Origin of the sequence: Streptomyces sp. NPDC049597 (assembly GCF_040675505.1) — a bacterium.
In the GTDB taxonomy this organism is placed as follows: Bacteria; Actinomycetota; Actinomycetes; order Streptomycetales; family Streptomycetaceae; genus Streptomyces.
On sequence record NZ_JBFAOY010000020.1, the window covers coordinates 39,296 to 60,093 of the forward strand.

The following is a 20,798-nucleotide window of genomic DNA, read 5'->3' on the forward strand; positions in this document are numbered from 1 at the left end:
GGGTGCAGACGAGTGATCCTTACGGTCACACTCAACGCCGCCCTGGACATCACGTACAAGATCGCCGCACTCACCCCGCACACCACACACCGCGTCGGCGAGGTGAGGGAACGTCCCGGCGGCAAGGGCGTCAACGTCGCCCGCGTGCTCAGCGCCCTCGGCCACGAGACCGTCGTCACCGGCTTCGCCGGCGGCCACACCGGCGCCGTGCTGCGCGAGATGCTCGCGCCGCTCGCCCCGCGCGACGCGTTCGTCCCCGTCACGGGCACCACCCGCCGCACCATCGCCGTCGTCGACGACGCGAGCGGTGACACCACGCAGCTCAACGAGCCGGGCCCGAACGTCACACCCGAGGAATGGTCAGCGTTCCTCGCCGCGTACCAAACCCTCCTCGCCGAGGCCGACGCGGTCGCACTCTGCGGCAGCCTGCCCCCCGGAATCCATGTCGGCGCCTACGCCGAACTGGTCCGCCGCGCCCGTGCCGCAGGCGTGCCCGTCCTCCTCGACACCAGCGGCGAACCGCTGCGCCGCGGCATCGCCGCCCGCCCCGACCTGATCAAGCCGAACGCCGACGAGCTGGCCCAGCTCACCGGCTCCCGCGAACCACTGCGCGCCACCCGCGACGCCCGCCGCCGCGGCGCGCACGCGGTCGTCGGCTCGCTCGGCCCCGAGGGCCTGGTCGCGGCCACCTCCGAGGGCATCTGGCAGGCGTCCCCGCCCGCGGCGGTCCGGGGCAATCCGACCGGCGCGGGCGACTCGGCCGTGGCCGGCCTGCTGTCGGGCCTGGTCGAGGGGCTCCCGTGGCCCGACCGCCTGGCCCGCGCGGTCGCCCTGTCGGCGGCCACGGTGCTCGCCCCCGCGGCGGGCGAGTACGACGCCGCGGCGTACGAGAAGCTCCTGCCGCAGATCACGGTCACGGAACACCCCGCCACGGCCTGAGCCGCGCCCGTGAGACACCTCGTCCCGGCACATCGCGGGGCGACGGCCGGGACGGTGACGGACCTGGGGCTCAGCCCTGCTTCTGCCCGGCCTCCAGCCACACCTGGTCCAGGTACGCGTCACACTGGTTGCCCGGCTCGCAGGAGATCTTGAGGTCGTTCTTGCCCTTGTCGAGGTTCACGAAGACGTAGGTGTTGGTCCACCCCTTCTCCCAGTCGCCCTCGGCGGCCTTGGAGAAGTTCGCCATGTTGATCTCGCGGGGCGCCTGACCATTGATCGTGAGCGAGGTCTTGGCGTCCTTGCCCGGCACGCTGTAGGTCAGGTACATGGTGTAAGCGCCCGCCTCGGGCACCTCGACGGACCAGCTCGCCGAGCCGCCCGTGCCGTTGAACATCACATAGCCGCCGCCGGTGCCCTTGGCACCCGGCACGCTGTTCGCCGCGGTCGCCGGCCCGCCCAGCTTCAGCGTCGCCGCGTCCTGCTTCGGCAGCTCGGCCGGCTCTTCGGGCTCTTCCGACGGACCCTCGCTCGGCTTGACCGAGGCCGCCGCCGTCGGAGCCGAGCTCGCGCCGCTGTCGCCGCCCGCGTTGTTCTCCTCGTCGCCGCTCGTCAGCAGCGCCGCGCCGATACCGATCACGACGACCGCGACCACCGCGACGGCGCCGATGAGCAGACCCCGGGTGTTGGGACCGCGGCCGCGGCCCTGCGGGGGCGGCACCGGGGTCTGCCGGGTCTGCGCACCCCCGGGGTACGTCTCCGGTGCGGCGTACGCGGCGGTCGGCTGCTGGCCGTAACCCTGCTGCTGGCCGTAGCTCTGCTGCGGGAACGACTGGGCGGGCGGCTGGGCGTACTGACGACGCTCGCCGACCGTACGGACCTGGTTGTACGAGGTCCGCGGGACGCCGGGCTGCGGGGCTGGACCGGGGTAGCCGTAGCCGCGGCCCTGCCCCGGCGGGGTGGCGCCCGCGGCCTGCCCGTCCTCGTACAGGTAGCCGAACGGGTCGTCGTCCTCGGGCGTGCTCGCGCCGTTGTTCGCGGCCGTCATACCGGTCACTCCTCACCATCTCGTCAGCACATCGCCGACGCGGCGAGCCTACCCGGTCGCCATGGCCCCAAGGGGTGGCCTGTGCCTCATCCGGCCCGTCGGTGCACCTTGGCGCGTGACCGCTTCTCGACGTACATCCGCTGGTCTGCGGACTGCAGGACCTCCTCGACGGACATCCCGCAGCTCGCCCAGCCGATTCCGAAGCTGGCCCCGACCCGCACCCCGCGGCCGCCGACCCTGATCGGCAGGATGATCGCGTTCCGCAGCCGTACCGCCAGATCCGCGGCGTCCGCCGCGCCGAGGCCGTCGGCGAGCACGACGAACTCGTCACCGCCGAGCCGCGCGACCGTGTCCCCGTCCCGTACGCCGGTGGTGAGCCGGCGCGCGACCTCGACCAGCACCGCGTCCCCGGTCTGGTGCCCGAACCGGTCGTTGATCGACTTGAAGCCGTCCAGGTCGCAGAAGAGCACCGCCAGGCCCTTCGTGCCGTCGTCGATCTCGTCGTCCGGGGCGACGGTGTGCACATGGTGGTCGTACGCCCGGCCGCCGACCGCGCCGAAGTCGAAGCCGTCCGCGCCGAAGCCGCCGTCGCCCTCGTACGCCGCGTCCAGCGACTGGATGTCGCTCGCGTAGGGCGCGTACGGCCGCTCGCACAGCCGCGAGCTCAGGCGCGCCCGCAGCTCGGCGCTGTTCGGCAGCCCGGTGAGCGCGTCGTGCGAGGCCCGGTGCGCGAGCTGGAGCTCGTGGCGCTTGCGGTCCTCGATGTCCTCGACGTGGGTGAGCAGGAAGCGCGGCCCGTCGGCGGTGTCGGCGACCACCGAGTTGCGCAGCGACACCCATACATACGTGCCGTCCCTGCGCCCCAGCCTGATCTCGGCGCGGCCGCCCTCGGCGGAGGTCCGCAGCAGCGTGCCGACGTCCTCGGGGTGGACGAGGTCCGCGAACGAGTAGCGCCGCATCGCGGAGGCGGGCCGGCCCAGCAGCCGGCACAGGGCGTCGTTGGTCCGCAGCAGCCGCCCGTGCTGGTCGCCGCCCATCTCGGCGATGGCCATCCCGCTCGGCGCGTACTCGAACGCCTGCCGGAAGGATTCCTCACTGGCGCGCAGTGCCTGCTGCTCGCGCTCCAGGCGGACCAGGGCGCGCTGCATGTTGGCGCGCAGCCGGGCGTTGCTGATCGCGATCGCGGCCTGTGAGGCGTACATCTGGAGGGCCTCCTGGCCCCAGGGGCCGGGCCTGCGCCCGTTGCGGGGCCGATCCACGGAGATCACGCCGAGCAGCTCGCGCCCGCCGCCGGACGCGTACATGGGCGCGTAGAGCCGGTCCTGGGGGTGCCACTCGTCCTCGAAGCGGGGCTCGGGGCCCTCGGTGTGCCACTGCGGGACGTCGTCCTCGATCAGGACCCAGCCCTCGGTGTGCGGGATGAAGCGGAGCTCGCCCCACGCCTCGCCCATCGACAGCCGCCGCTCCCAGGACTCGCGGGAGCCGACGCGGCCGGTGATCAGGGCCTCGGCCGCGGCGCTGCCGGCGAACGCGGCGACGACGAGATCGCCGTCGGGGCGTACGAGATTGACGCACGCCAGCTCGTACCCGAGTCCGGCCACGACGCCGTCGGCGACGGTCTGCAGGGTGTCGGCCAGGCTGCGGGCCGTGTTGAGGTCAGCGACCACCTGGTGCAGCTGCCGCAGGGTCGCAAGACGGACGTAGGGCTCCGACTCGGTCTCCATCGCTCGCTCTCCCCGAGACTTCGACAGCAAAACTCCAGGGTTCTGATTGGCGTACTTGTTGCGGTATCCGAGCCACTGAATCACAGCGAGCTGCCCCGCCGGTACAGAGGGTCAACAAATACCGGTGTCTGTGACTCAAGTCACATCAGAGGATGAAGGGTCGGACGGGTCCGCCATGGGCACACCCTCGCTTTCTTGAACGCACAACCATTTGTGGGGCGGCCTCGGCGACTGCGCCCATGGTCCTAGGCCCCGGCTGGTTCCCTGGCCCGATGCGGGTACGGGAGGGCCGAGACTAGCGTTCCGGGTGTGCTCCAGACGACCCCTTCCGCCGCTGCCGCCGCCATCCCCCATGCTGAGGGGGTGAGCAACGAGGAGTTCCGCGCCGCCATGTCCCGCCTGGCCGCCGGGGTGGTGCTGGTCACCGCCCACGACGCCGACTACGGCCCGCGCGGCGAGGACGTGGGCATGACCGCGACGGCGTTCCTGTCGGTCTCCCTGGACCCGCCCCTGGTGATGGTGAGCCTGCGCACCGGCTCCCGCATGGACGACCTGCTGGCGGAACAGCCCCTGTGGGGCGTCTCGCTGCTCGCCGAGACCCAGCGCCAGGTCGCGGGCCGCTTCGCGATGAAGGGCCGGGTCAGCGACCGGCTGCTGTTCGAGGACCTGGCCCATGAGCGGGGCGAGGTGTGCGGGGCGCCGCTGATCACGGGAGCGCTCGCGACGCTGGAATGCCGCACGGAACAGCGAGTGGAGGCGGGCGACCACACGCTGGTGATCGGCCGCGTCCTGAAGGTGGGCCTGGAGGGTCCGGGCACCGGCCCGCTGACGTATTTCAAGGGCCGCTACCGCCACTTGGCCTGATACCGGGCGTCCCCCGGCCTCAGGTCACGACCAGTCGCGGCCCGAGCGCCCCCGCTTCGTCTCCGCCCGCTGCTTCTTCTCCCGCAGCCGCCGCTCGTTGATGCCCCGCGGGATCTTCGTCGCCCGCCGCGGCCTCGGCGGCGGCGCCGTCGCCTCCGCCAGGAGCGCCGCCAGCCGCACGGCCGCCGCCTCCCGGTTGCGCCACTGGGAGCGGTGCTCCGAAGCGCGCACGGCGATCACCCCGCCCACCAGCCGGCCGGCGAGCCGCTCCAGCGCCCGCGCCTTCCACACCGGCGGAAGCGCCTGTGTGCCCGCCAGGTCGAAACGCAACTCGACCTGGGAGTCACTGGTGTTGACGTGCTGGCCGCCCGGCCCCGAGGAGCGCGAGAAACGCCACAGGAGCTCGGCCTCCGGGAGGGAGACCGAACCGCGGATGATGTAGGGCCCGGACATGACACCCATGGTCCCGCGCCGTGCGGAGCCCGTCATCCGCTTTTCCCGCCCGCCTGCTGCTGTTCGCCGGCGTTCCTCGCCGTTCCCCGGGGTTCCTCGCCGTTCCCCGGCGTTCCTCGCCGTTCCCCGGCGTTCCCGCCGCTCCCGCCGTTGCCCGCCGCTCCCGCCGTTGCCCCGCATTTCCGCCGGCGGACGGAACCTGCCGGTCCCCTGCCCGCGTTATGAGGGATGACGGTAGCTTCGCAAGGACCCGAAGCCCGCACACTCGAACAAAGGGGACTTCCCAATGGCAGTAAGCCTGTCCAAGGGCGGCAACGTCTCGCTCACCAAGGAGGCGCCGGGCCTGACCGCCGTCACGGTCGGCCTCGGCTGGGACGTCCGCACCACCACCGGCACGGACTTCGACCTCGACGCCTCCGCCATCGGGGTCAACGCCGCGGGGAAGGTCGCCTCCGACGCGCACTTCGTCTTCTTCAACAACAAGGCGACGCCGGACCAGACCATCGTCCACACCGGTGACAACCGCACCGGCGAGGGCGGCGGCGACGACGAGCAGATCAACGTCAACCTGGCGGGCCTGCCGGCCGACGTCGACAAGATCGTCTTCCCGGTCTCCATCTACGACGCGGTCACCCGCGCGCAGAACTTCGGCCAGGTGCGCAACGCCTACATCCGCATCGTCAACCAGGCCGGCGGCGCCGAGATCGCCCGCTACGACCTGAGCGAGGACGCCGCCGTCGAGACCGCCATGGTCTTCGGCGAGCTGTACCGCAACGGCGCGGAGTGGAAGTTCCGTGCGGTCGGCCAGGGTTACGCCTCGGGTCTCGAGGGCATCGCCCGCGACTTCGGCGTCAACATCTGACGCGGCCGTCCGGCCGGCGTGGGCCCCGACCGGAGCGGTCGGGGCCCACGCCCTTCCACGGACCGGCTTTACGGACCGGCCTCACGGACCTGCCTCACGGACCGGCCGGCCGGCCGTCCCCGTACAGCCACACGTCCCACACCTCGGTGAGGTCCTTGCCCGAGCGCTCCTCGGCGTACGCGGTGAAGTCGTCGGTGGAGACGTTGCCGTGGCGGTGCTCCGCCGCCCAGCCGCGCACGATCCGGAAGAAGTCCTCGTCACCGACCGCCTCGCGCACCTGGTGCAGGACCATCGCGCCACGGCCGTACACCGCAGGCGCGAACAGGTCGTCGGGGCCCGGCGGTTCGGCGGGCGGGAAGGCCCAGTTCTCGTCGTCCTCGTACGCCGCCTCGAAGCTGTCCTCGACCGGGACGTCCTCGAAGTCCTCCCGCCACATCCACTCCGCGTACGTGGCGAAGCTCTCGTTGAGCCAGATGTCCCGCCAGGACTCGGGCGAGACGGAGTTGCCGAACCACTGATGCGCCAGCTCGTGCACGAGCGTCGTCCGGTCGAACTGGTCCAGCGGGAAGACGGGCCTGGTCTGTGTCTCCAGCGCGTAGCCGATCCGCTCGCTCGGCACGACGATCGCGCCGGCCGCCGCGAAGGGGTACGGGCCGAAGAGCCGGGCGCACCAGTCGACGTAGTCGGGGAGTTCACCCAGCAGGTCCGCGCTCGCCTTCGCGGCCTTCGGGTCGACGGCGGTGACGACCGGCAGCCCGGAGGCGGTGCGCGACGTCGTCACCCGCAGGTCCCCGACCGCGAGGAGCACGAGGTAACTGGCCATCGGCTCGGCCGCGTGCCAGCTGTGGGTGGTGCGTTTGCCGGTGGTGCGTTCGCCGGCCCGTTCTCCGTTGGAGACGGCCTGGACGCCCTTGGGCACGGTGACGGCGATGTCGTAGGCGGCCTTGTCGGACGGGTGGTGGTTGCCGGGGAACCACGCCATCGAGCCGGACGGCTCGCCGACCGCGAGCGCCCCGGACGGTGACCTGAGCCAGCCCTCGCGGGCGTCGTCGGAGTCCGTGAGGGTCCGCGGGACGCCGGAGTAGCGGATGACCGTACGGAAGCGGGAGCCGTCGTCGATGTCCTGGGGCGGCCGTACGGTCAGCTCGTCCCCGGCCCGGTTGGCCGCCGCGCGCCGCCCGTCGACGGTGGCGCTCTCGACGGTCAGGCCGTGCAGGTCGAGGTGGAAGGCGCTGAGGTCCTGCGTGGCCCGCGCGGTGATCACGGCGGTGCCGTCGAGGCGGCCGGTGGCGGGGTCGTAGTCGAGGGCCAGGTCGTAGTGCTGGACGTCGTAACCGCCGTTGCCGAGCCTCGGAAAGTACGGATCCCGCACCCCCGCGGCCCCCGGCTCCCCTCGCACCCCCGCGGACCCGGCCGTACAGCCCGCGAGAAGGAGCACACCGAGGGCGACGACTGTCCGGACAGCAGCACGCGGTTCCACACCTTGATCCTAGGCGGGGCATGGACGTTCCCGGCCCCGCCGCCGGGTTGGGGCACTTCCAGCCCCGCCGGCGATCGAGGCGCGGGCACGGGAGCATTCCCGGCCCCGCCGTCGATCGAGGCGCGGGGCCCGGGGCAGCGCCCCGGCAAGGACGCCGCCCGGACAGGCACAGCCACACCGCGCGGACGGGCCCGGCGCGCTCCCAGCGCCGGGGCCACACCCAGCCCACCGCGGCGGCGCGTCAGCGCCCCAGCACCGCCACCCCCGCCTGCGCGAACTTCTCGTCCAGCGCGCCGCTCGGCGCACCCGCCACACCGATGCCCGCGACCGGGGCGCCGCCCGCCGTGACGGGGACGCCGCCCGCGAGGAAGAGCGTGCCCGGGATGTCCTTCAGGTTCGGTGCCTGCTCCAGGCGCTTGGCCAGCTCGGAGGTCGGCGCGTTCCACGACACCGCGGTGTACGCCTTGCGCTCGGCGGACTCGTACGACTGCGGGCCCGCTCCGTCGCCGCGCAGAGTGACGATCGTGTTGCCGTTGCGGTCGACGACGGCGACCGTGACGCGCTGGTTCTCCTTCTCCGCGGCCCGCAGCGTCGCCTGCGCCGCCTTCGTCGCGGCCTCGACGGTCAGGTGCGTGGACTGCTGCAGGTTGCGGTCCGCGGCGTCGGCCGTGACCGCGGCCCGGGTCTCGGCGGCCGGCGCCGACGCGCTGGCGGAGACCGCGCCGAACGTACCGGCGGCGACGGCGGCGGCGGTGGCGGCACCGATGAGGATCTTCTTCACGGGATGGCTCCTTGGAAGGTACGGGGCTGGGTTTTCGCTCTGCCATCGATCCTCCGGCCGCCCCGGGCCCCGCACGGTCCACGGTCCGGCTGCCCCTGTGACCCGTGACGGACGACGGCCGTGTCGACCGATCGGCTGATGCCGCCCTGGCCCGCCCGCGTCAGGATGGATGCCTACGACCTGCGCCGCGACCAGGTCGGCGCGCGACCCGAGGAGCAAGCCGTGCACGAGCAGGACCCCGACGCCCGGTGGCTGGCGCGGGTCATGCACGCCGCGTTCTTCCTGCTGCTCGGCGCCTCGCTCGCCCGCTACCTGCTGCGCCACCCCTGGGAGATCCGCTCCCCCTGGATCATCGGCCTGTCGGCCGCGCTGACGCTGCTGTACGTCCTCGGGCCGGTGTTCGGGCCGCGCGCCACACCCCGCCGCTTCGTGCGGCCGTGGCTGTTCACGGTCGTCACCGTGTGGATGGTGCTCGTGGTGCTCGCGCCGAGCTTCGCCTGGTGCGCGGTGCCGCTGTTCTACACGGGACTGCGCATCCTGCCGATGCGGGCCGCGCTCGTGCTCGTGGTGCTGCTCACCGTCTTCGTCGTCACGGCACAGGTCCAGCTCTCGTCCGGCGGGTTCGACCCCAACCTGGTCATCGCGCCGCCCGCCGTCGCCGCGATCGCCACCGCCGTCTTCGTTCACGCCGAACGGCTCGTGACCCGGCAGCGCGCCCTCATCGACGACCTGATCAGAACCCGCCGCGAACTGGCCGCCACCGAACGCCGCGAGGGCACCCTCGCCGAACGCCAGCGCCTGGCCATGGAGATCCACGACACCCTCGCCCAGGGCCTCTCCAGCCAGCAGATGCTCCTCCAGGCCGCCGACCGCACCTGGGACACCGACCCGCAGGCCGCGCGCCGCCATGTCCGTACGGCGGCGTCGATCGCCGAGCACAATCTCGCCGAGGCCCGCCGCTTCGTGCACGACCTGGCGCCCGCCGACCTCGCCGAGGGCGGCAGCCTGGAGGAGGCGCTGCGCACGGTCGCGGCACGCGAGTCAGCCGGCTTCCGGGTCGACGGCGCACCGGTCGCGCTGCCGGACCGGGTCCAGTCGGCGCTGGTGCGCATCGCCCAGGGCGCGCTGGCGAACGTGCGCGAACACGCGGGCGCCTCCACCGCCGCGGTGACGCTGACGTACCTGGGCGACCAGGTCGTCCTCGACGTCGCCGACGACGGCCGGGGCTTCGATCCGGGGGACGTGTCCGGCGCCGCGGCCGACGCGCCCTCCGGCGTACGAGGGCACGGCCTGCCCGCGATACGCGCACGGGTGCGGCAGCTCGGCGGCACCCTGACCGTCGAGTCCACGCCGGGCGAGGGCACGGTGCTCTCGGCGGCGATTCCCCTGGAGGTGTCATGACCGTACGGATCCTGCTCTGCGACGACCATGCCGTCGTACGGGCGGGGCTGCTGGCCCTTCTCGGCAGCGAGGGCGACATCGAGGTCGTCGGCGAGGCGGGCAGCGGCGAGGAGGCCGTGGCGATGGCCGCCAAGCTGGCTCCGGACGTGGTCCTGATGGATCTTCAGCTCGGCCCCGGCATCGACGGCGTGGAGGCGACGCGGCGCATCGCCTCGCCCGACGTGCATGTGCTGGTGCTGACGACGTACGACACGGACGCGGACATCACCCGCGCCATCGAAGCCGGGGCGACCGGATATCTGCTCAAGGCGGAACGGCCGGAGGAGCTGTTCGCCGCGATCCGCGCGGCGGCCGAGGGCCGCACCGCACTGTCGGCGCCGGTCGCCGGCCGCGTGATGGACCGGATGCGGGGCGCGGCCGGACCGACCCTGACGGAACGGGAACGGGACATCCTCGGCCAGCTCGCCCGCGGTCTCGGCAACCGCGAGATCGCCCGCGCGCTGTTCATCAGCGAGGCGACGGTGAAGACCCACCTGGGCCGTATCTACGCCAAACTCGGCGTCGACACGCGGGCGGGCGCGGTGGCGGTGGCGAAGGAGCAGCGGCTGCTGCCGTGAGCCAGTCGGGTCGGGCCGGATCCCCGACGGGGCCCGCCGGCGGGCATGACACCATCACCTACGTGCTCGACATCGGCTACTCCCTCTCGCGCCGCTTCCCCGACCCCCCGCAGACCGACTACCGGCGCGCGGACGTCCACGCGCTGCGTCACGACCTGTTCTGCGGCGACGTCTACCTCGCCGACACCGAGACGGACCGGGAGGTGTCCACAGCCTGGGGATGGGTGCCCGTGCTGGACTTCGCGTGGGCGCTGTGCGACATCGTCGAGCAGCTCGACCGCGACCCGCTCGGCAGCCGCGCCGCACGGCCCCAGCACGCCGAGCTCGACTTCACCGAGTCCACCGACCGCATGCTCTTCGAGCGGCGCTTCGGCTGGGTCGACGTCGAGGCCGACTGGATGCCCGGCGACGAGCCGCCCCTCACCTTCAGCCACACCGAACTGCGCCGCGAGGCCCGCGACTTCCTGCACGACCTGATCGCCGACCTGACGGACATGCACGAGGGCCTCGCCGACAACCCGGCGATCTGGGACCTCCAGTCCCGCTTCCCCCGCACCCACTAGCCCCTGTCCGCTCCCGCCCGCTTCCCCCTGGGCCGCTCCCGGACCGCGCCCACCGCTTTCCCCCCTCCGGACCCGGCGCCGCCACCCCGGCCTACGCCACCCGCACACCGACCTGCGCGGCAAACGCCGGGGCCAGCTCCAGCAGTTGCGCCGGGCTGATCACCGCGCCCGCGAGCCGCTCCACGCCCCGCGCGATGTCCAGCTCCGCCGCCTCCCGCAGGTCGACGTCCTTCATGATCACCGCGCCGAAGTCCGCCTGCCGCAGCGCGCAGTCCCGGAACTGCACCCTCTCCAGCCGCGCCCCGGCGAAATCCGCCTCCACCAGCACACAGCCCTCGAACACCACGTCCGTCAGCTTCGCCTCCCGCAGATTCAAAAAGTCGATCTTCCCTCCCCTCACCACCACTCCCGTCAGCACCGCGCCGTGCAGCTGCGCCCCTCCCAGCCGCGCGTCCCTCACTTCCACATCCCGCAGCGACGCCCCCGCCAGCTCCGTCCCCACGCCCCGTACGCCGTCCAGCACGCAGTCCACGAAACGGGCCCCGGCAAGCTCCGTGCCGTCCAGCGCGCACTGCCGCAGCGCACAGTCGATGAACCGCGCCCCCGCACCCCGCTGCCCGCCGAGATCCAGCCCGGCGAACTCCACCCCGTCGTAGTCCCCGTCCGGCTGCAGCGCACCGCCCCCGAACCTCTCCAGCGGCGGCAGCCGGACCTCGGCCACCCGAGCCGCCGCCACCTTCGTCCCACGCGCCTTCGCCATGGCCCCATGGTGACGTGTGCCACTGACAACGCCCTCGGGCCCCGGCGATGTCACACATCGCGGCACCGGATCCGTCGCATCCGTGAGAACGGACCGAGCCACCCAGGGAGAGACAGCAATGCAGGAGATCACGGTCGTCGGCGGCGGATTCGCCGGCCTCACCGCCGCCATCACCGCCGCCGAGTCCGGTGCCCGCGTGACCCTGTACGAGGCGCACCACACGCTCGGCGGCCGGGCCCGCACCGCGGAGGGCCCCTACCGCACCAACGACGGTCCGCACGCCCTCTACAACCGGGGCCCCCACTGGACCTGGCTGAAGCAGCGCGGCCTGCTCGGCCCCATGGCCGCGCTCCCGCCCCTCGAAGGCGCCCGCTTCCGTTTCCGTCGCGACGGCGCACTCCGCAGGATCCCGCCGCTCGCCCTGCTCAGGATCGCCCGCCGCCCCTCCGAGGACGCCCCGGTGGACACCGACTTCACGACCTGGGCCACCGGCGTCGCCGGCGAGGCCGGCGCCCGCGCCGCCGCCCACTTCATGGGCGTCGCCCTCTTCCACCACGACCCGGGATCGCTCTCCGCCGCCTTCGTCCAGGAACGGCTCCGCCGCGTCACCGCCCTGCCGCCCGAGGCCCACTACCCGCGCGGCGGCTGGGGCCAGGTCGTCGACCGCATGGCGGCGCGCGCCTGGGACCTCGGCGTACGCATCGAGACCACCTCCCGCGTCGACGCCCTGCCCGAGAACCACGGCCCCGTGATCGTCGCCACCTCCCTCGACGCCGCGCGACGGCTCCTCGGCGACGACACCCTGCGCTGGACCAGTGGCCGCACCACCCTCGTCGACCTGGCGCTGCGCACCCGGCGCGGCGACCCGTTCGTCGTCTCCGACCTCGACGCCCCCGGCTGGCTCGAACGCTTCACCGCCCAGGACCCGTCGCTCGCCCCCGAGGGGCAGTCGCTCATCCAGGCCCACCTCCCGATCGCCCCCGAGGACTCCAGGGCCGACGGCGTCGCCCACGCCGAAGCCCTCCTCGACCTCGGCTTCCCCCGCTGGCGCGAGCGCACCGTGTGGCGCCGCGAGGCGCTCGCCAACGGCCGGACCGGAGCCGTGGACCTGCCCGGCACCACCTGGCGCGACCGGCCCGCCATCGACCGCGGCGACGGCGTCTACCTCGCCGGCGACCAGGTGGCCGCCCCCGGACTCCTGTGCGAAGTGGCGTTCAACAGCGGGATCGAGGCGGTTTCGCTCGCCCTGCGCGCCAGCAAGTACGCGGGGACACCGACACCCCTTGACCTCAAGCAAAGTTGAGGTTGAAGAGTGGGTCCCGCAACCGACAACGAGGGAGCCCACCATGCACGCCGTACGCCTCCACGCCTTCGGCCCCGCCGAGAACCTCACCCACGAAACCGTCGCCGACCCCGTACCCGGCCCCGGCCAGGTACGGATCGCCGTCGCGGCCGCCGGCGTGCACCTCCTCGACGCGGCCCTGCGGCAGGGCGCGAAGGGCCCCTACCCCGCCCCGATCGAGCTCCCCACCGTGCCCGGCCGCGAGGTCGCCGGCACCGTCGACCAAATCGGCGACGGCACCGACGACGCCTGGCTCGGCAAGCGCGTCGTCGCCCACCTCGGCATGAACCCCGGAGGCTACGCCGAACTCGCCGTCACCGACGCCGACCGCCTCCACCAGATCCCCGACGGCCTCGACGAGGCCGAGGCCGTCGCCATGATCGGCACCGGCCGCACCGCACTCGGCATCCTCCAGTTCACCGACCTCGGCCCCGCGGACACCGTCGTCGTCCCCGCCGCTGCCGGCGGCATCGGCACCCTGATCGTCCAGTACGCCAAGAACGCCGGCGCCACCGTCATCGGCCTCGCGGGCGGCCCCGACAAGACCGCACGCGTCCGCGCGAGCGGTGCCGACCTCGCCGTCGACTACCTGCGCCCCGACTGGCCCGACACCGTCCGCGCCCACCTCGGCGACCGCCGCGCCACCGTCCTCTACGACTCCGTCGGCGGGGACACCGCCCGCGCCGCGGCCGACCTCCTCGGCAAGGGCGGACGGCACATCGTCTTCGGCTGGTCCAGCCAGGGCATCACGGCCGACGCCGCCCCCCTCTTCACCGACGAGGAACTCGCCGCACGCGGCATCACCTCCGAGGGCGTCCTCGGCCCCGCCATGCTCGAAAAGGCCGGCGGCCTGCGCGCACTCGAGACCCGTGCCCTCGCCGAAGCCGCGGCCGGCCGGCTGCGGCCCGCCGTCACCCGCTTCCCCCTCGACCAGGCCGCCGCCGCCCACCGCGCCCTCGAAACCCGCGGCACCGTCGGCAAGGTCGTCCTCGTCCCGTGACCCGGCGGGCCCGCCCTACGACCCCAGACTCGCGAGCGCCCCGTCCGTCAGCCGGTACACCGTCCACTCGTCCTGCGGCTTCGCACCCAGCGACTCGTAGAAACTGATGGACGGGGCGTTCCAGTTCAGCACCGACCACTCCAGGCGCTCGTAGCCGCGCGCCACACAGATCCGCGCCAGCTCCGTCAGCAACGCCTTCCCATGACCGCCGCCACGCAACTGCGGCCGCACGTACAGGTCCTCCAGATAGATCCCGTGCACCCCGCGCCACGTCGAGAAGTTCAGGAACCACAGCGCGAACCCGGCCACCTCGCCCGCGTCCGTCTCCGCGATGTGCGCGAACGCGGCCGGACGCTCCCCGAACAGCGCCTCCCGCAACTGCTCCTCGGTCGCCCTCGCCTCGTGCAGGGCCTTCTCGTATTCCGCGAGCTCCCGGATCATCTGGTGGATCACGGGCACGTCGTCGGGGACAGCAGTACGAATCATGGGCACAGCCTGCCCCGGCGGCCGCCTGCCGTGCCAGCGACATCCGAACGATGAACACCTGGTCCACGCCGTCCACGCGTTCCCGCGGATCCGTACGACGGCAGCGAGGCGACCAGCTCGTCCGGAATGTCGATCACACCGCGGTCCCACGTCGCGAAACCCCGCCCGGAGCAGTAAATTCCCGCCACACGAACGCGTCCACCGGCAGGGAAGCAGCAATCGACATGAGCACCGTCAACGGCGGCATATCGTTCTGGTACGCACAGGACGGCACCCCCGCCCCCCGCGAACCCCTGCCCGGCGACACCACCGCCGACATCTGCATCGTCGGCGGCGGATACACCGGCCTGTGGACCGCCTACTACCTCAAGAAGGCCGTCCCCTTCCTCAACATCACCGTCCTCGAAGCCAAGTTCTGCGGCTACGGCGCCTCCGGACGCAACGGAGGCTGGCTCTACAACGGCATCGCCGGACGCGACCGCTACGCCCGCCTGCACGGCCACGACGCCGCCGTCCGCCTCCAGCAGGCCATGAACGGCACCGTCGACGAAGTCATCCGCGTCACCGGCCAGGAAGGCATCGACGCCGACATCCACAAGGGCGGCGTCCTCGAGATCGCCCACACCCCCGCCCAACTCGCCCGGCTCAAAGCCTTCCACGCCGTCGACATCGCCTTCGGCGAGAAGGACCGCCTCCTGCTCGGCGCCCGCGAGACCGCCGAACGCATCCGCGTCACCGGCGCCGTCGCCTCCAGCTGGACCCCGCACGGCGCCCGCCTCCACCCGGCCAAACTCGCCAAGGGCCTCGCCGGCGCCGTCGAAGCCCTCGGGGTCACCATCCACGAGTCGACACCCGTCACGGAGATCAGGCCCAAGCACGCCGTCACCCCGTACGGCACCGTCCGCGCCCCCTACGTCCTGCGCTGCACCGAGGGCTTCACCGCCTCCCTCAAGGGACACCGCCGCACCTGGCTCCCCATGAACTCCTCGATGATCGTCACGGACCCGCTGCCCGAGCAGGTCTGGTCCGAGATCGGCTGGGCGGGACGCGAAACACTCGGCGACATGGCCCACGCCTACATGTACGCCCAGCGCACCGCCGACGACCGCATCGCCATCGGCGGCCGCGGCGTCCCCTACCGCTACGGCTCCCGGACCGACAACGACGGACGCACCCAGCCCGCGACCGTCGAGGCCCTGCGCGAGATCCTCATCCGCTTCTTCCCCCAGCTCGCCGGCACCGGCATCGCCCACGCCTGGTCCGGCGTCCTCGGCGTCCCCCGCGACTGGTGCGCCACCGTCACCCTCGACCGCTCCACCGGCCTCGGCTGGGCCGGCGGCTACGTCGGCTCGGGCGTCGCCACGGCCAACCTGGCCGCCCGCACGCTGCGCGACCTCGTCCAGCAGGACTCGGGCCAGTCCGGCCCCACCGACCTGACGGCACTGCCCTGGGTCAACCACAAGGTCCGCAACTGGGAACCGGAGCCCCTGCGCTGGCTCGGCGTCCAGACCCTCTACGCCGCCTACCGCGCGGCGGACCGCCGCGAATCCACGACCCACACCCCCACGACGGCCCGCCTGGCCCGCCTCGCCGACAAGATCTCGGGCCGCCACTGAGCCCCGCACGACCGCCTGACGGCGAAGGGCCCCGGACGGCATGTCCGGGGCCCTTCACGCGCTCGAGCCTCCTGTCGGAGTCGAACCGACGACCTCAAGATTACAAGTCAAGCGCTCTAGCCAACTGAGCTAAGGAGGCAGCGAGAGCAGTGTATCCAACCCCCGAGCCGCCCCGGTCGAAAATTTCCCGCCCACCGACTGCTGACAGATCCCGCATCGCCAGGTAGCGTCACCGCAAGTCCATCCACGGGTGGACTGGACCACTCCCTCTACAACGGATCGTCCGGCACGTTCCTGCCGGTGAAGGGAGCCATTCACCATGGCTACTGTCACGTTCGACAAGGCGACCCGGATCTACCCGGGTTCCGACAAGCCCGCCGTCGACCAGCTCGACATCCAGACCGAGGACGGCGAGTTCCTCGTCCTCGTCGGCCCCTCCGGCTGCGGAAAGTCCACCTCCCTGCGCATGCTCGCCGGGCTCGAGGACGTCAACGGCGGCGCCATCCGCATCGGTGACCGCGACGTCACGCACCTGCCGCCGAAGGACCGGGACATCGCCATGGTGTTCCAGAACTACGCGCTCTACCCGCACATGACCGTCGCCGACAACATGGGCTTCGCGCTCAAGATCGCCGGCGTCAACAAGAGCGAGATCCGCAAGAAGGTCGAAGAGGCCGCGAAGATCCTCGACCTCACCGAGTACCTGGACCGCAAGCCGAAGGCGCTCTCCGGTGGTCAGCGCCAGCGTGTCGCCATGGGCCGGGCCATCGTGCGTGAGCCGCAGGTCTTCCTCATGGACGAGCCGCTGTCGAACCTCGACGCCAAGCTCCGCGTCTCCACGCGTACGCAGATCGCCTCCCTCCAGCGCCGTCTCGGCATCACCACGGTGTACGTCACGCACGACCAGGTCGAGGCCATGACCATGGGCGACCGGGTGGCGGTGCTCAAGGACGGTCTGCTCCAGCAGGTCGACTCGCCGCGCAACATGTACGACCGGCCGGCCAACCTGTTCGTCGCCGGCTTCATCGGCTCCCCGGCCATGAACCTGGTCGAGGTCCCGATCACGGACGGCGGCGTGAAGTTCGGCAACAGCGTCGTCCCGGTCTCCCGCGAGGCCCTGTCCGCCGCCGCCGACAAGGGCGACACGACGGTGACCGTCGGCGTCCGCCCCGAGCACTTCGACGTCGTCGAGCACGGCGGCGCCGAGGCCAGGTCGCTCTCCAAGGACGCCCCGGCCGGCCTCGCCGTGTCCGTGAACGTCGTCGAGGAGCTCGGCGCCGACGGCTACGTGTACGGCTCCGCCCAGGTCGGCGGCGAGCACAAGGACCTGGTCGTCCGCGTCGGCGGCCGCAGCGTGCCGGCCAAGGGCAGCGAGCTGCACGTCGTGCCGCGTCCGGGCGAGATCCACGTCTTCTCGACGTCCACGGGCGAGCGCCTGAGCGACTGACGCCCCGGGGCAGCCCCGGTTCGGTGCCACGGAGGCCGGGCTCCGCACTCGACGTGCGGAGCCCGGCTTTTCGTACAGTCCACCCGATCTCGCGCATTCAGTGGCATTTCACCCCGGGCGTCAACCCGCGATTCGAAAAGAGCCCTTGAACCATCCCCCGCCGGAGTGACTGGACGTCGCCACGTCATTACTGGCCGCTACGCTCGCTCCGTGACACACTCAGCCCGCCGAATCGGCCGCACTCTCGCTCTCGTTCTGCCTGTCGTCCTGGTGCTCTCCGGAACCCTCGCGGTCTCCACCGTCCCGTGGGCAGGGCAGGCCACCGAGTCGCAGATGCTCACCGCCTCCTCCGAGCACGTCTCGACACCCGCCAAGTCCCGTGCCCCGCAGGACGTTCTGCTGGACAAGCTCCTCACGGAGCTGCAGGCGAAGGACCCGGGCGTCGCGCTCACGCATCTGCAGCGCGAGGTGGAGGCGCGTCCGTCGCTTGCCCAGCACTGCATGTCGATCGCCCGCTCCCTGGGCCGGGCCGCCGTGGACCGGTACGGGCCCACGCGCGCGCAGCGGTTCTCACGGCCGGTCTGCGACACGTCCTTCGCCACGGGCGTCCAGCAGCAGGCGCTCGGGCACTGACGGCCCGGCGCCCCGGGAAGCCGGCGGCGCCGCACGGACCGGTTCGACGGACCGGGCCCGCACTCGCGGGTCCGGTCTGTGGCGTGTCCGGCGGTGCGCATATCGTTCACGGCATGCAGACGCCTACGTACCCCACGCAGGCCGTGGTCCTGGCCGGTGGCCAGGGCTCCCGGCTGCGCCCGTACACCGACGACCGCCCGAAGCCGATGGTGGAGATCCCGGGCACGGGGATGCCGATCATCGGGCACCAGTTGGCCTGGCTGGCCGCGGAGGGCGTGACCGATGCCGTGGTCTCGTGCGGCCATCTCGCCGAGGTGCTCCAGAAGTGGCTGGAGAGCGCCGATCTGCCGCTGCGGGTCACGACGGTGGTGGAGAGCGAGCCGCTGGGCCGCGGCGGCGGTCTGAAGTACGCCGCGCAGAGCCTGCCGCACCCCGATCAGCCGTGGTACGCGACGAACGGTGACATCTGGACGCGGTTCTCGCTGCGCGAGATGGCGGCGTTCCACGGGGAGAGGGATGCGACGGCGACGCTGGCGCTGGCGCGTCCGCGGATCCCGTGGGGCGCGGTGGAGACGGACGCGTTCGGGCACATCACGGACTTCATCGAGTCGCCGCCGTCGCCGTATCTGATCAACGCGGGCGTGTACGTGTTCTCGGCGGCGTTCACGGGGCTGCTGCCGGACGTCGGTGACCACGAGCGCACGACGTTCCCGCGGCTGGCGCGTGAGCGGCGACTGGCTGGTTTCCCCCTGCCGCAGGGGGCGTACTGGCGGGCGATCGACACGGCGAAGGATCTGACGGAGGCCGCCAAGGAGCTCGCCTCGCAGGTGCGCTGAGCCGGCGTCAGCAGGCGTCGCGGCGCGGTCGAGGGGCCGTACGCCGGGAGGGCGGTCACCGGACGCTTCCGGTGACCGCCCTCCCGGCGTGTGCGGTCTCAGCCCAGCAGGCCGCCGATGACGGCACCGCTCCCGGAGTCGCCGCTGCCGCCGTCGCCTCCTCCGCCGCCTCCGGTGGAGCCGCTGGGGGAGCCCCCGGAGCTGCCGCCGGAGCCGGTGCCGCCGCTGGACGTGGGGCCCGCGCTGGTGGGCGGCGGGGCGGACTGGGAGCCCGTGGGGGGCTGCTGGCCGGTGCCCTGGGTGTGGCTGGGGGAGCCGCCGACCTGGCCGGTCTCGCGGACGGTGTCCTCGGCGGGTGCGGAGGGCTTGGAGGCGGGGGTGCCCGAGCGGCTGGCGGACGGGGTCGGCGTGCCCTGGCGCCGGCTCGAGGGGGCGCGTTCGGTGCTCGATTCCTGCGGGAGCGCGGCGCCGGGCAGGTGGTTGCGGGGGTTCTGGTCGGGGCCGGGGACGGTGACGACCTCGGTGGAGCGGACGGCGCCGCCGAGCATGGAGCCGACGAGCATGGTGAGGCCGACGACGACGGCGGCGACGAGTCCGCCGCGGCTCAGGACGCGGCGGCGCAGGTCCCAGATCTCGGAGCGGGGGCCGAGGGTGCGCCACGCCTCGCCGGCGAGGCGTCCGTCGAGGGAGTAGACGGGGGCGCCCGCGATGATCAGCGGAGACCAGGCGGCGAGGAAGATGAAGTCGGGGGCGTCGTAGACGGGGACGCTCCGCCAGCTGACGGTGAGGATCAGCACGGAGGACAGCAGCGCGCCGATGACGGCGGCGAGGCGCTGCCACAGGCCGAGGACGGTGAGGACGCCGACGACGACCTGGAGGAAGGCGACGGTGAGTCCGGCGCCGACGGGATGGGCGAGCGCGAAGTCGCGCAGGGGCTCGGCCAGTGCCCAGGGGTGGAGCGAGCTCAGCCACTTGACCAGGGAGCCGCGGTCGCCGCCGTCGAAGTAGACGGGGTCGCAGAGCTTGCCCATGCCGGCGTACACGGAGATCAGTCCGAGGAACACGCGCAGCGGCAGGAGCACCACGCCGAGGTTCAGGCGGCGGCCGGGGTAGTACGCGTGCCGGGTCGGGTCGCCGGCGGCCCGGTGGGTCGCGGGTGCCGCGGCGCCGCGAGAGATCTCGGCGTACGGCCCCGGGTCGTACGTGCTGTGGCCGTACGTGTCGTACGTGTCCCTGCCGTACGCGTCCGCGCTGTAGGCGTCCCTGCTGTACGTGTCATGACCGTCCGGGCTGCTCTGGTCCCCCTGGCTGTAGGAGTCGTACGCGTCGTAGGCGCCGACGGGCTGGCGCATGGGCGGCAGCAAGGGGCGCGTGTCGGTGAGCGCGGGGTGCTGCACGGTGTCGTTGCCGAGGTCGACGCGCGGCATGACCTGGGTGGCGCCGGCGTTGTAGGGGTCGTGCTCGAGGGTGGAGTTGCGCACGGCCTGCAGGAGACCGGTGGCGCCGGAGTCCCCGGGGGCGGACCTGCCGCTCCACACGACGGGCGCCTTGCGTCGCCCGGCGCCCCCGCCGACGGAGGCGAACCGGGCGGTGTCCGCCAGGGCACGTACGGGGCGCCGGCGCTGGCCGAGCTGCACCCGGAAGCTGGCGTGGTTGACGATGACCTGCGCGGGATCGCAGTCCACCTTGACCATGCTCAGTGCAGGCTGATCATCGAACCCGGACCGGGGCGTTCTGGTGTCCACACTCATCTAACCGAGTGACGTGTGGTTAGGGCACGGCCCCGACGGGCCTGATCTGTCCGAGACCCGTCAAGCGCTCCTCTTGAGCCTTTTCGACCGGGGTTTTCCGGGTCTGCCCGACACGGGCACGCCCCGGAAACACCTCGCTCGCCCCTGCCCTGCCCTGGCCGGCCAGGGCCCCGGCCGCGCCCCGGCCCCGCCCGAGGA

20 protein-coding genes and 1 tRNA gene are annotated in these 20,798 nt (G+C 72.7%); 12 read left to right on the plus strand and 9 right to left on the minus strand.

Annotated features, from left to right (window positions below):
* Nucleotides 1–12: 12 nt before the first annotated feature.
* Complete coding sequence (locus AB0K02_RS22205; protein ID WP_365994226.1) at nucleotides 13–939, plus strand: 1-phosphofructokinase family hexose kinase; 927 nt, start codon at nucleotides 13–15, stop codon at nucleotides 937–939.
* A 70-nt stretch (nucleotides 940–1,009) separates the two neighbouring features.
* Here the strand turns inward: AB0K02_RS22205 and AB0K02_RS22210 are convergent, their stop codons facing one another.
* Complete coding sequence (locus AB0K02_RS22210; protein WP_365994227.1) at nucleotides 1,010–1,984, minus strand: CBM35 domain-containing protein; 975 nt, start codon at nucleotides 1,982–1,984, stop codon at nucleotides 1,010–1,012.
* A gap of 86 nt (nucleotides 1,985–2,070) precedes the next feature.
* Nucleotides 2,071–3,708 carry a diguanylate cyclase CdgB gene (cdgB, locus tag AB0K02_RS22215; RefSeq protein ID WP_365994228.1) on the minus strand — a complete coding sequence of 546 codons (1,638 nt, stop codon included), beginning with the start codon at nucleotides 3,706–3,708 and terminating at the stop codon, nucleotides 2,071–2,073.
* A gap of 363 nt (nucleotides 3,709–4,071) precedes the next feature.
* Between cdgB and AB0K02_RS22220 the strand changes: the two genes are divergently transcribed.
* The gene (locus tag AB0K02_RS22220) at nucleotides 4,072–4,572 is read left to right on the plus strand and encodes a flavin reductase family protein (RefSeq protein ID WP_365994319.1); all 501 of its coding nucleotides are present in this window, start codon (nucleotides 4,072–4,074) and stop codon (nucleotides 4,570–4,572) included.
* A 24-nt stretch (nucleotides 4,573–4,596) separates the two neighbouring features.
* Here AB0K02_RS22220 and arfB read toward each other — a convergent pair whose 3' ends face one another.
* Entirely contained in the window at nucleotides 4,597–5,034 is a 438-nt protein-coding gene (arfB, locus tag AB0K02_RS22225) for an alternative ribosome rescue aminoacyl-tRNA hydrolase ArfB (RefSeq protein WP_365994320.1), read from the minus strand.
* 277 nt (nucleotides 5,035–5,311) lie between these two features.
* On the opposite strand from arfB, the gene AB0K02_RS22230 reads away from it, so the two are divergent.
* Nucleotides 5,312–5,887: a TerD family protein gene (locus tag AB0K02_RS22230; RefSeq protein WP_365994229.1), complete on the plus strand. Its 576-nt coding sequence runs from the start codon at nucleotides 5,312–5,314 to the stop codon at nucleotides 5,885–5,887.
* Between the two features lie 94 nt (nucleotides 5,888–5,981).
* Here the strand turns inward: AB0K02_RS22230 and AB0K02_RS22235 are convergent, their stop codons facing one another.
* Both AB0K02_RS22235 and AB0K02_RS22240 read right to left on the minus strand, forming a co-directional pair.
* Nucleotides 5,982–7,367 (minus strand): M1 family metallopeptidase, encoded by a 1,386-nt coding sequence (locus tag AB0K02_RS22235; RefSeq protein WP_365994230.1) that lies wholly within the window; start codon nucleotides 7,365–7,367, stop codon nucleotides 5,982–5,984.
* A gap of 241 nt (nucleotides 7,368–7,608) precedes the next feature.
* Nucleotides 7,609–8,148 carry a heme-binding protein gene (locus AB0K02_RS22240; RefSeq protein ID WP_365994231.1) on the minus strand — a complete coding sequence of 180 codons (540 nt, stop codon included), beginning with the start codon at nucleotides 8,146–8,148 and terminating at the stop codon, nucleotides 7,609–7,611.
* A gap of 264 nt (nucleotides 8,149–8,412) precedes the next feature.
* Here AB0K02_RS22240 and AB0K02_RS22245 point away from each other — a divergent pair, with 264 nt between their 5' ends.
* The 3 genes from AB0K02_RS22245 (at nucleotide 8,413) to AB0K02_RS22255 (ending at nucleotide 10,729) form a co-directional block, all read left to right on the plus strand.
* Nucleotides 8,413–9,549 (plus strand): sensor histidine kinase, encoded by a 1,137-nt coding sequence (locus AB0K02_RS22245; protein ID WP_365994321.1) that lies wholly within the window; start codon nucleotides 8,413–8,415, stop codon nucleotides 9,547–9,549.
* The gene (locus tag AB0K02_RS22250; RefSeq protein ID WP_365994232.1) at nucleotides 9,546–10,166 is read left to right on the plus strand and encodes a response regulator transcription factor; all 621 of its coding nucleotides are present in this window, start codon (nucleotides 9,546–9,548) and stop codon (nucleotides 10,164–10,166) included. The genes AB0K02_RS22245 and AB0K02_RS22250 overlap by 4 nt, the downstream gene beginning before the upstream one ends.
* A gap of 62 nt (nucleotides 10,167–10,228) precedes the next feature.
* Nucleotides 10,229–10,729, plus strand: coding sequence for a hypothetical protein (locus AB0K02_RS22255; RefSeq protein ID WP_365994322.1), 501 nt, complete (start codon nucleotides 10,229–10,231; stop codon nucleotides 10,727–10,729).
* A 91-nt stretch (nucleotides 10,730–10,820) separates the two neighbouring features.
* On the opposite strand, the gene AB0K02_RS22260 is transcribed toward AB0K02_RS22255, so the two are convergent.
* Nucleotides 10,821–11,465: a pentapeptide repeat-containing protein gene (locus AB0K02_RS22260; protein WP_365994323.1), complete on the minus strand. Its 645-nt coding sequence runs from the start codon at nucleotides 11,463–11,465 to the stop codon at nucleotides 10,821–10,823.
* A gap of 142 nt (nucleotides 11,466–11,607) precedes the next feature.
* Here AB0K02_RS22260 and AB0K02_RS22265 point away from each other — a divergent pair, with 142 nt between their 5' ends.
* Both AB0K02_RS22265 and AB0K02_RS22270 read left to right on the plus strand, forming a co-directional pair.
* Nucleotides 11,608–12,792: an FAD-dependent oxidoreductase gene (locus AB0K02_RS22265; RefSeq protein ID WP_365994233.1), complete on the plus strand. Its 1,185-nt coding sequence runs from the start codon at nucleotides 11,608–11,610 to the stop codon at nucleotides 12,790–12,792.
* 43 nt (nucleotides 12,793–12,835) lie between these two features.
* The gene (locus AB0K02_RS22270; protein ID WP_365994234.1) at nucleotides 12,836–13,831 is read left to right on the plus strand and encodes a zinc-binding dehydrogenase; all 996 of its coding nucleotides are present in this window, start codon (nucleotides 12,836–12,838) and stop codon (nucleotides 13,829–13,831) included.
* 15 nt (nucleotides 13,832–13,846) lie between these two features.
* Here AB0K02_RS22270 and AB0K02_RS22275 read toward each other — a convergent pair whose 3' ends face one another.
* Nucleotides 13,847–14,317 carry a GNAT family N-acetyltransferase gene (locus AB0K02_RS22275; RefSeq protein ID WP_365994235.1) on the minus strand — a complete coding sequence of 157 codons (471 nt, stop codon included), beginning with the start codon at nucleotides 14,315–14,317 and terminating at the stop codon, nucleotides 13,847–13,849.
* A 224-nt stretch (nucleotides 14,318–14,541) separates the two neighbouring features.
* Here AB0K02_RS22275 and AB0K02_RS22280 point away from each other — a divergent pair, with 224 nt between their 5' ends.
* Nucleotides 14,542–15,933, plus strand: coding sequence for an FAD-dependent oxidoreductase (locus AB0K02_RS22280; protein WP_365994236.1), 1,392 nt, complete (start codon nucleotides 14,542–14,544; stop codon nucleotides 15,931–15,933).
* A gap of 65 nt (nucleotides 15,934–15,998) precedes the next feature.
* Here the strand turns inward: AB0K02_RS22280 and AB0K02_RS22285 are convergent.
* A tRNA-Thr gene (locus AB0K02_RS22285) sits at nucleotides 15,999–16,072 on the minus strand.
* 180 nt (nucleotides 16,073–16,252) lie between these two features.
* Between AB0K02_RS22285 and ugpC the strand changes: the two genes are divergently transcribed.
* The 3 genes from ugpC (at nucleotide 16,253) to AB0K02_RS22300 (ending at nucleotide 18,849) form a co-directional block, all read left to right on the plus strand.
* Entirely contained in the window at nucleotides 16,253–17,380 is a 1,128-nt protein-coding gene (gene ugpC, locus AB0K02_RS22290) for a sn-glycerol-3-phosphate ABC transporter ATP-binding protein UgpC (protein WP_365994237.1), read from the plus strand.
* A 210-nt stretch (nucleotides 17,381–17,590) separates the two neighbouring features.
* Nucleotides 17,591–18,013, plus strand: coding sequence for a hypothetical protein (locus tag AB0K02_RS22295; protein ID WP_365994238.1), 423 nt, complete (start codon nucleotides 17,591–17,593; stop codon nucleotides 18,011–18,013).
* 113 nt (nucleotides 18,014–18,126) lie between these two features.
* Complete coding sequence (locus tag AB0K02_RS22300; protein WP_365994239.1) at nucleotides 18,127–18,849, plus strand: nucleotidyltransferase family protein; 723 nt, start codon at nucleotides 18,127–18,129, stop codon at nucleotides 18,847–18,849.
* A gap of 98 nt (nucleotides 18,850–18,947) precedes the next feature.
* On the opposite strand, the gene AB0K02_RS22305 is transcribed toward AB0K02_RS22300, so the two are convergent.
* Nucleotides 18,948–20,600, minus strand: a complete 1,653-nt coding sequence (locus AB0K02_RS22305) for a DoxX family membrane protein (RefSeq protein ID WP_365994240.1) — start codon at nucleotides 20,598–20,600, stop codon at nucleotides 18,948–18,950.
* Between the last annotated feature and the right edge of the window lie 198 nt (nucleotides 20,601–20,798).

What these genes read in the sequence shown, in the direction of transcription:
- AB0K02_RS22245 (WP_365994321.1), top strand. Translation starts at nt 8,413, where the DNA reads ATGCACGCCGCGTTCTTCCTGCTGCTCGGCGCCTCGCTCGCCCGCTAC.
- ugpC (WP_365994237.1), top strand. Translation starts at nt 16,253, where the DNA reads ATGGCTACTGTCACGTTCGACAAGGCGACCCGGATCTACCCGGGTTCC.
- AB0K02_RS22210 (WP_365994227.1), bottom strand. Translation starts at nt 1,984, where the DNA reads ATGACGGCCGCGAACAACGGCGCGAGCACGCCCGAGGACGACGACCCG.
- AB0K02_RS22305 (WP_365994240.1), bottom strand. Translation starts at nt 20,600, where the DNA reads ATGAGTGTGGACACCAGAACGCCCCGGTCCGGGTTCGATGATCAGCCT.
- AB0K02_RS22230 (WP_365994229.1), top strand. Translation starts at nt 5,312, where the DNA reads ATGGCAGTAAGCCTGTCCAAGGGCGGCAACGTCTCGCTCACCAAGGAG.
- AB0K02_RS22300 (WP_365994239.1), top strand. Translation starts at nt 18,127, where the DNA reads ATGCAGACGCCTACGTACCCCACGCAGGCCGTGGTCCTGGCCGGTGGC.
- AB0K02_RS22250 (WP_365994232.1), top strand. Translation starts at nt 9,546, where the DNA reads ATGACCGTACGGATCCTGCTCTGCGACGACCATGCCGTCGTACGGGCG.
- AB0K02_RS22280 (WP_365994236.1), top strand. Translation starts at nt 14,542, where the DNA reads ATGAGCACCGTCAACGGCGGCATATCGTTCTGGTACGCACAGGACGGC.
- AB0K02_RS22265 (WP_365994233.1), top strand. Translation starts at nt 11,608, where the DNA reads ATGCAGGAGATCACGGTCGTCGGCGGCGGATTCGCCGGCCTCACCGCC.
- AB0K02_RS22270 (WP_365994234.1), top strand. Translation starts at nt 12,836, where the DNA reads ATGCACGCCGTACGCCTCCACGCCTTCGGCCCCGCCGAGAACCTCACC.
- cdgB (WP_365994228.1), bottom strand. Translation starts at nt 3,708, where the DNA reads ATGGAGACCGAGTCGGAGCCCTACGTCCGTCTTGCGACCCTGCGGCAG.
- AB0K02_RS22275 (WP_365994235.1), bottom strand. Translation starts at nt 14,317, where the DNA reads ATGATTCGTACTGCTGTCCCCGACGACGTGCCCGTGATCCACCAGATG.
- arfB (WP_365994320.1), bottom strand. Translation starts at nt 5,034, where the DNA reads ATGGGTGTCATGTCCGGGCCCTACATCATCCGCGGTTCGGTCTCCCTC.